Below are 6,452 nucleotides of genomic sequence, written 5' to 3'. Positions count from 1 at the left end.
AATCCTTATCTGGCAAGAGACTTAATTGATTAGTTCGCTCTAGAGCAAAAACAATTGACAAAAATCGCTAAATGCCTTTCTCTATAAGGGTTCCATCCCTTATAACCCCCGTCCATTGCATAACACAAACCGAAGAGCCATTATACATATCTAACCACCTCTTGCCTTTTGCCTCCGGCCTTTGTTAGCTTATTCTTTTTTGTCGCTACCGGGAAAAGCTCGACCTTGAATATTTTCTAAAGCTGAAACTGCCGCCCTGGAACCGGCCATAATATCTCGTTCTTCTCCCCCTAAATATAAGCGGCCAAAACTGCCCACGGAAGTAACGTGTAGGATATTAATTAAAGCAGCTTTTTCGGCCTGATTAGCGGCTAGGGAAGCGTAGGCAGCCGGTTGCACTTCTAAAACGTACAAAGTCTGTCCCGCCATTAACATCATACCCCGAGAACTCCGGTTAATTAATTGGGCTTGGTAAGCGTCAATGTTGCGAATAATTTGGCTAGAAACAATTTGCGGTTTCAGACAATCGCGCTGACTAACGCCTAAATACTGCAAAATTGCCTGACCGGCCGCCCTCACCTCTCCCTGACTGCTAGAATGGAGTTCTAGCAGTCCATAGAGTCGTTCTACGAATAGAACCCCCGGACGAACCACGGCGGATTTGAGGGCAATATCGGTGATGCGATTAATCTCGATACCGGGGGAAATTTCAATCCAGAGGGAAGCATCCCCGGGTAAGGGTAAAAATCCTTGGGCGACTGTACCGATGTAAGCAGCGTGTTGAAGCTGTAGATTGTCAAGATAAACGTAACTGCGAAGTTCTACACCCAAGCTAATTTCTCCCTCTTTCTGTCCTCTAGCAAATCCCCATTGCAACCCCGGAGCGATGATTAATCAATCCTTAATTAGGGCTTAGGCATTACCATCTTTCACTATAGTATAGAATTGACTGCCCTTAAATTTGCTGGGGAGAAGCGGTAAAAAAACTATAATTATGGGGACAAACTCAGGGACAACCAGCATGACGATTCTTTTAGGGGGAGATATCGGGGGAACTAAAACAATCCTGCGTTTAGTGGATTGCCAAAACTCACCAGATAGTCCCCAACCCCTGCTAACTACTCTCGATCAAGAAATTTATCCTAGTGAACAATACCCCGATCTGGTGCCGATCGTCCAGCAGTTTTTGGCCCGACAAACCACTATTCCCCCGGTGGAAAAAGCTTGTTTCGGTATTGCCGGTCCTGTGGTTAACAATAGTTCCGAATTGACTAATTTAAGTTGGTCTCTCACTGGCGATCGCCTAAGCCAGGAGCTGCAGATTGAGCGAGTAAAATTAATTAATGATTTTGCGGCGATCGGTTATGGGGTGTTAGGATTAGCCCCAGAGGAGCTGCACAATCTACAGTCGGCCCCCGCAGTACCAGAGGCCCCGATTGCGGTTATTGGTGCGGGAACGGGGTTAGGAGAGGGTTTTTTGATTCCTGTGTCGAAGGGTAAATATCGGGTGTTTGCTAGTGAGGGTTCCCACGCCGATTTTGCCCCTCGCTCGAGTTTAGAATATCAACTATTAAATTATCTCTTGGATCTCTATAATATCGAGCGCCTTTCGGTGGAGCGAGTGGTTTCTGGTCCTGGAATCACTTCTATCTATCGATTTCTCCACGATAGTAACTATAGTCAGTCATCACCAGCCATGGCGGAAATTTACCGCACTTGGTTAGAAGAAATGGGTAAACCGCAAAAAACCGTCGATTTAGCGGCTAAAATTGCCAGTTTTGCCCAAGATGACTTGGATGATCTCTGTTATCAAACCATGAAAATCTTTGTCGAGGCCTACGGTGCGGAAGCGGGCAATTTAGCCCTCAAGTTGCTTCCCTACGGAGGATTATACATAGCGGGAGGGATTGCGGCCAAAAATCTTCCTCTAATGACTGAGGGTAGCTTTATGAAGGCTTTTCGGGCTAAAGGTCGGATGAGGGAGCTATTAAGCAATATTCCCGTTCATATCGTCCTTAATGCCCAAGTGGGACTAATGGGGGCAGTTTCCTGCGCTAGTCAGCTATGAGCGATGGTTTACTGGAGATGGCTAGGGATTATTTTCAGAATAGGATCGCCCCGCAAGCGGCCCGGATTGATCACAACCCGATCGCCCTACAATCAGCTTTACAGGGTATGGGCGAGCGCTGTTTGTTAGCTTTGCGTGTTCCCAAAGAATGGGGGGGGGCGGGATGGGAGGAACGCACCTATCAACAATTCCAAATCCTCGGCGCTCGTTATTCCGGCGCTTTAACTTTTCTGCAAACCCAACACCAAAGCGCCGCTAATCAATTAGCCACCAGCAGCAACCAAGACCTGAAAAAGCTTTATCTCCCCAAAATGGCCCGGGGCGAAAAGCTAGTGGGGGTGGGGTTTTCGCAACTACGTCGTCCGGGGGAACCAATGATGAAAGCGTTTCCCGTGACCGGCGGCTATCAACTCTGTGGACAGGTCCCCTGGGTGACGGGATGGGGCTTTTTTGAAGATTTTATCATCGGGGCGACCCTCCTGGACGGGCGATCGCTGTACGGTCTTTTACCGCTGCAAGCTCTCCCCGGTCTGCAATGCAGTCCCCCGATGAAATTATTATCGATGAGTGGGACTAATACGGTGAGCCTTACCATACAAGACTACTTTTTGTCAAGGGATTTTATTGTTAGTTTACAACCAGCGGCGGCGATCGAGGCCAGCGATCAAAAAAATGTTCTCCATCATGGTTTTCATGCCCTTGGCTGTGCTTGGGCGGGCTTAGATGTTATTTTTGCGGTTTATCGACAAAAAGGGCTAGAAAGCCTAAAAAATGCCCATCAACAGCTAGAAAAGGCCCTACTGTCCTGTCAAGAAAAAATGTTAAATTCCCACCAGGCCAGTTTTGCCGAGAAATTGCACTGGCGCGGTCGGGCGATTAATTTGGCTCTACAATGCGCTCAAGGGGCAGTGATTGCCTCCGGTGGGGCGGCGAATATTATTGATCATCCGGCGGGGCGAGTCTATCGGGAAGCTTTACAGTTTAGCGTTTCTGGACAAACCAGCGCGGTGATGGAAAATAGCCTAGGGCAGTTGCTCTGGCTGGGGGGTCAATGCTATGATTAGGGAGACTTTTGCGGGTATAGTTCAGTGGTAGAACGTCACCTTCCCAAGGTGAATGTCGCGCGTTCGAGTCGCGTTACCCGCTTCTGACGACAATTGATTTGACATACCCCACGCCGTAAACGGACGTGGATTCTTCTAGCATCACTGCTGTGAATTTATGGCTCAACGAGTCCACTTGAATTAGATTCCTGGCGAAATCCTACCCAGAGGTGGTTCTCTCCTCAGACTTTCGCTCCCTTACAGAAGCCTGTTTTCGTATGCCCTACGATACAGTTCAAAACCTCTAAAATAATTGGTTTCTTTGGTACTTGGTGCTGAGAATTTTTACCTATAGGAGCATTCCCCTATAGAACCCCATAACTCTAGTTTTCCAGGTGCGTTCATCGGTTGATGACTGGGTTTTTTAAGCGGTTGCTTACCCGGCCCCCTATTCTTAGTATCATACATCAGATCAAGTCGCCCTAAAAGGGCGAGGCTTTAAACCCAATTTTTTGGTAATATATCAATTAACTGGCAAGATGGGCTTGGTCAAGTTAACCCCTTTGGCTGTTAACCGTCCCATCAAGCTGCTCTAGGGCAAAGATAATGCTATCGCTACCATGAAACTAATTATCGGGGGACGTTACCAAGTTATTAAACCTCTAAGTCAAGGGGCTTTCGGTCAAACTTTTTTAGCCCAAGATAACTATCGCCCCGGCCGTCCTCAATGTGTGGTCAAACAGTTAATCCCCCAAGTGGTTAACGAAATTACTATAGGATTATTTGAGAGTGAGGCCAGAGCTTTAGAAAAACTCGGCCATCATCCTCAAATACCGCAATTTTTCGCCAGTTTTCAGGAAAAGAAGTCTTTTTATCTCGTTCAAGAATTTATCGATGGTCACGATCTTAGTCAGGAAATCTCTAAGGGTAAGCGTTTAGAAGAGAGTCAGGTAATTCAGTTATTAAAGGATATCTTGGAAGTTCTCGCTTTTGTCCATCAAAATAACATTATTCACCGAGATATTAAACCCGATAATATTATCCGTCGCCAAGAGGGCAAGCTAGTTTTAATCGACTTTGGCGGAGTCAAACAAGTGGGGACTCAATGGCTAAAAGCAAAACAGAGCAGTGTGTCCATTGGGATTGGCACCCCTGGTTATATGCCTAGTGAACAGGCGCAAAATAAACCGCGATTGTCTAGCGATGTCTATGCCGTGGGAATCATCGCTATTCAAGCCTTAACCGGTCTCAAACCGATGCAATTTCCCGAAGATGCCGAAACCGGAGAAATCGCTTGGCGCAATCATGCCGATGTTAGAGACGATCTAGCAGTTATTATCGATAAAATGACCCGTTATGACTGGCGTCAACGCTTTCCCTCGGCAGTAGAAGTTTTAGATGCCATAAAAGATTTAAGGCAATTGCGTCAACAACAAGCTTTAGTGCGGGAAATTTCAGCAGAGGATTGGTTTTATCGCGGTAATGCCCACCTCGATTTGGGGGAGAATCGCGAAGCAGTTCAATTGTATCAGCAGTCCCTGCGGAAAAAGCCCAATTTTGTCAATGCTTGGTATAATCGCGGTCTGGCCTTGCAACGATTGGGGCGTTTTCCCGAAGCTTTAGGGTCTTTTAATCAGGTAATTCAATTAGAGACTAATAATGCTCGGGCTTGGTTTTATCGCGGCATCGCTTTAGCTAATTTACGACAAATCAGTGATGCGATCGCATCTTGGGATAAGGCGATTCAACTGCAGCCAGATTATCTGGAAGCATGGCATTACAAGGGCATGATTTTCTGTCGGATGCAACATTATGCGGAAGGTCTAGCGGCTTATAATCAGGCCCTGGCCATTAAATCCGATGCTAATGTTTGGTTTAGCAAAGGCGAAGCTTTACGGGAATTAGAACGACTCAGTGAAGCGGTCGCAGCTTATAATAAGGCTTTACAGTTACAACCCCAAAAGGCTGAGGCATGGTATCAACGGGGTTGTTGTCTCTACAAGTTAAAATGTTTCTCGGAAGCAGTGGTTTCCTTTAACCAAACCCTACAACTAGAGCCTAGCCATCAATTAGCTCTCCAACAACGGAATTTAGCCCTGAATCACCTGAAATTGTAGGCAGCAAGCCAGCATTTTGGTTCTCTTGGATTTGGTGGGTAAAATTTATTCTAAGATACATTCCTCCTAGCGAGGGGGTGGAAGGAACCACTCCAGACACAGAGGACACAAAGATTGATCGCTTCTATAGTAAGTTAAACTGATCACACAAAGAATAAGAGAGCCGATTTTGACTCTTATTCAGATAAAATGGGCATACTAATATTATTGACAAGATGGGCGAAATTTGGATGTCTTCTCTTGAAACAATAGCAATCAACCAAAGATTTGAATATTTATTATCGGTCCTGTCAGCAGAGCGATTTCTCAAAAAACGGCTCTTCTCGACTTTGTGTGATAATTTTTGCTTATGTAAGGTTAAATGCTTACTGGGCAAGACTTTTAGGACTATTTTGAAAGAAGAAACTATCAGTATAGACCTCGTTTACACACAGAAACCAGAAGAGCCAAAAAACAGGGAATTGGCAATGAAGTTCCTTTTTTTATCTGTCCTTACCCACCTCAAGACAGTGTTGAAATGGAACGTCTGCAAAAGCAACTGGTTAGTCAGTTGCATCAAAAAGGGATTCGCATATTAGAGATCAATCTTTATGATCTCTGTCTTGAATTATTGAGGGAACGGCAGATATTTGAGCAAATTCTCGATATAGAATCCTCCATATCTAAAGGGGAACTGAAAGAGCTTTTACAAAATGTGTTAGATTCGGAGAGTCATTTAATTCCAGCCCTAGGCGAAAAAATTGCCGAAAATCCGTTTGATGTCTTGTTTTTATGGGGTGTTGGTCAAATTTTTCCCTATATTCGTTCCCATAATGTTCTTAATAACCTCCAAACCACGAACAACAACCAACCGACGGTAATGTTTTTTCCGGGGGCCTACACCTATTCCCTAGAGTCGGGAGCCTCTCTCAATTTATTTGGACTCTTACGAGATGACAAATATTATCGAGCTTTTAACATTTACGAGTACCAAGTTTAAGGGAGAACTAATTATGCAGTTAAGTAGAATTTTTGAGAAACAAGTTAGTCGTCCTATGGAAGGGGTAATCAAAGCGGATGCCAATGATGAGGCGAGTCTGCACGCTGAGTGCCTGACACAAGTGTCGGAAACCCTTGAAATAGCGTGGAAAGAGAAAAAGGTAGCAGGATATGGAATGCTGAGATTAACAGAACATCAGCGAACCTCCCATGTCAACCACTACCAGTCTCTATGCTCAACTACTT

General features: G+C 45.3%; 6 protein-coding genes and 1 tRNA gene. 6 read left to right on the top strand and 1 reads right to left on the bottom strand.

The features are described from left to right. Positions 1-189 precede the first annotated feature (189 nt). Positions 190-831 (bottom strand): beta-carboxysome protein CcmP, encoded by a 642-nt coding sequence (gene ccmP / locus IM509_RS06290; protein ID WP_002734433.1) that lies wholly within the window; start codon positions 829-831, stop codon positions 190-192. A gap of 190 nt (positions 832-1,021) precedes the next feature. Here ccmP and IM509_RS06285 point away from each other — a divergent pair, with 190 nt between their 5' ends. From IM509_RS06285 to IM509_RS06260, 6 genes are all read left to right on the top strand, one after another. Then, the gene (locus IM509_RS06285; RefSeq protein ID WP_052277603.1) at positions 1,022-2,068 is read left to right on the top strand and encodes a glucokinase; all 1,047 of its coding nucleotides are present in this window, start codon (positions 1,022-1,024) and stop codon (positions 2,066-2,068) included. Next, positions 2,065-3,132, top strand: a complete 1,068-nt coding sequence (locus IM509_RS06280) for an acyl-CoA dehydrogenase family protein (protein WP_002790056.1) — start codon at positions 2,065-2,067, stop codon at positions 3,130-3,132. Before IM509_RS06285 ends, IM509_RS06280 begins: the two co-directional genes overlap by 4 nt. 10 nt (positions 3,133-3,142) lie before the next feature. Beyond that, positions 3,143-3,214: transfer RNA gene (locus IM509_RS06275), tRNA-Gly, on the top strand. 517 nt (positions 3,215-3,731) lie between these two features. Continuing rightward, a complete protein-coding gene (locus IM509_RS06270) occupies positions 3,732-5,228 on the top strand; it encodes a serine/threonine-protein kinase (protein WP_052277602.1) in 1,497 nt (498 codons plus the stop codon). Between the two features lie 517 nt (positions 5,229-5,745). Further along, on the top strand, positions 5,746-6,207 hold the full coding sequence (locus IM509_RS06265) for a DUF1788 domain-containing protein (protein ID WP_260441355.1): 462 nt from the start codon (positions 5,746-5,748) through the stop codon (positions 6,205-6,207). Positions 6,208-6,220: 13 nt separating this feature from the next. Further along, positions 6,221-6,452: hypothetical protein (locus tag IM509_RS06260; protein ID WP_272079484.1), on the top strand; the 232-nt coding region annotated here is incomplete at its 3' end.

This window comes from Microcystis sp. M31BS1 (assembly GCF_020245285.1).
GTDB lineage: Bacteria > Cyanobacteriota > Cyanobacteriia > Cyanobacteriales > Microcystaceae > Microcystis > Microcystis panniformis.
Note: the sequence above shows the minus strand (reverse complement) of the source record. Positions and strands in the feature narration are given on the sequence as shown.

Coding starts and splice junctions, on each gene's coding strand:
- IM509_RS06285 (WP_052277603.1), top strand. CDS start 1,022: ATGACGATTCTTTTAGGGGGAGATATCGGGGGAACTAAAACAATCCTG.
- IM509_RS06280 (WP_002790056.1), top strand. CDS start 2,065: ATGAGCGATGGTTTACTGGAGATGGCTAGGGATTATTTTCAGAATAGG.
- IM509_RS06270 (WP_052277602.1), top strand. CDS start 3,732: ATGAAACTAATTATCGGGGGACGTTACCAAGTTATTAAACCTCTAAGT.
- IM509_RS06265 (WP_260441355.1), top strand. CDS start 5,746: ATGGAACGTCTGCAAAAGCAACTGGTTAGTCAGTTGCATCAAAAAGGG.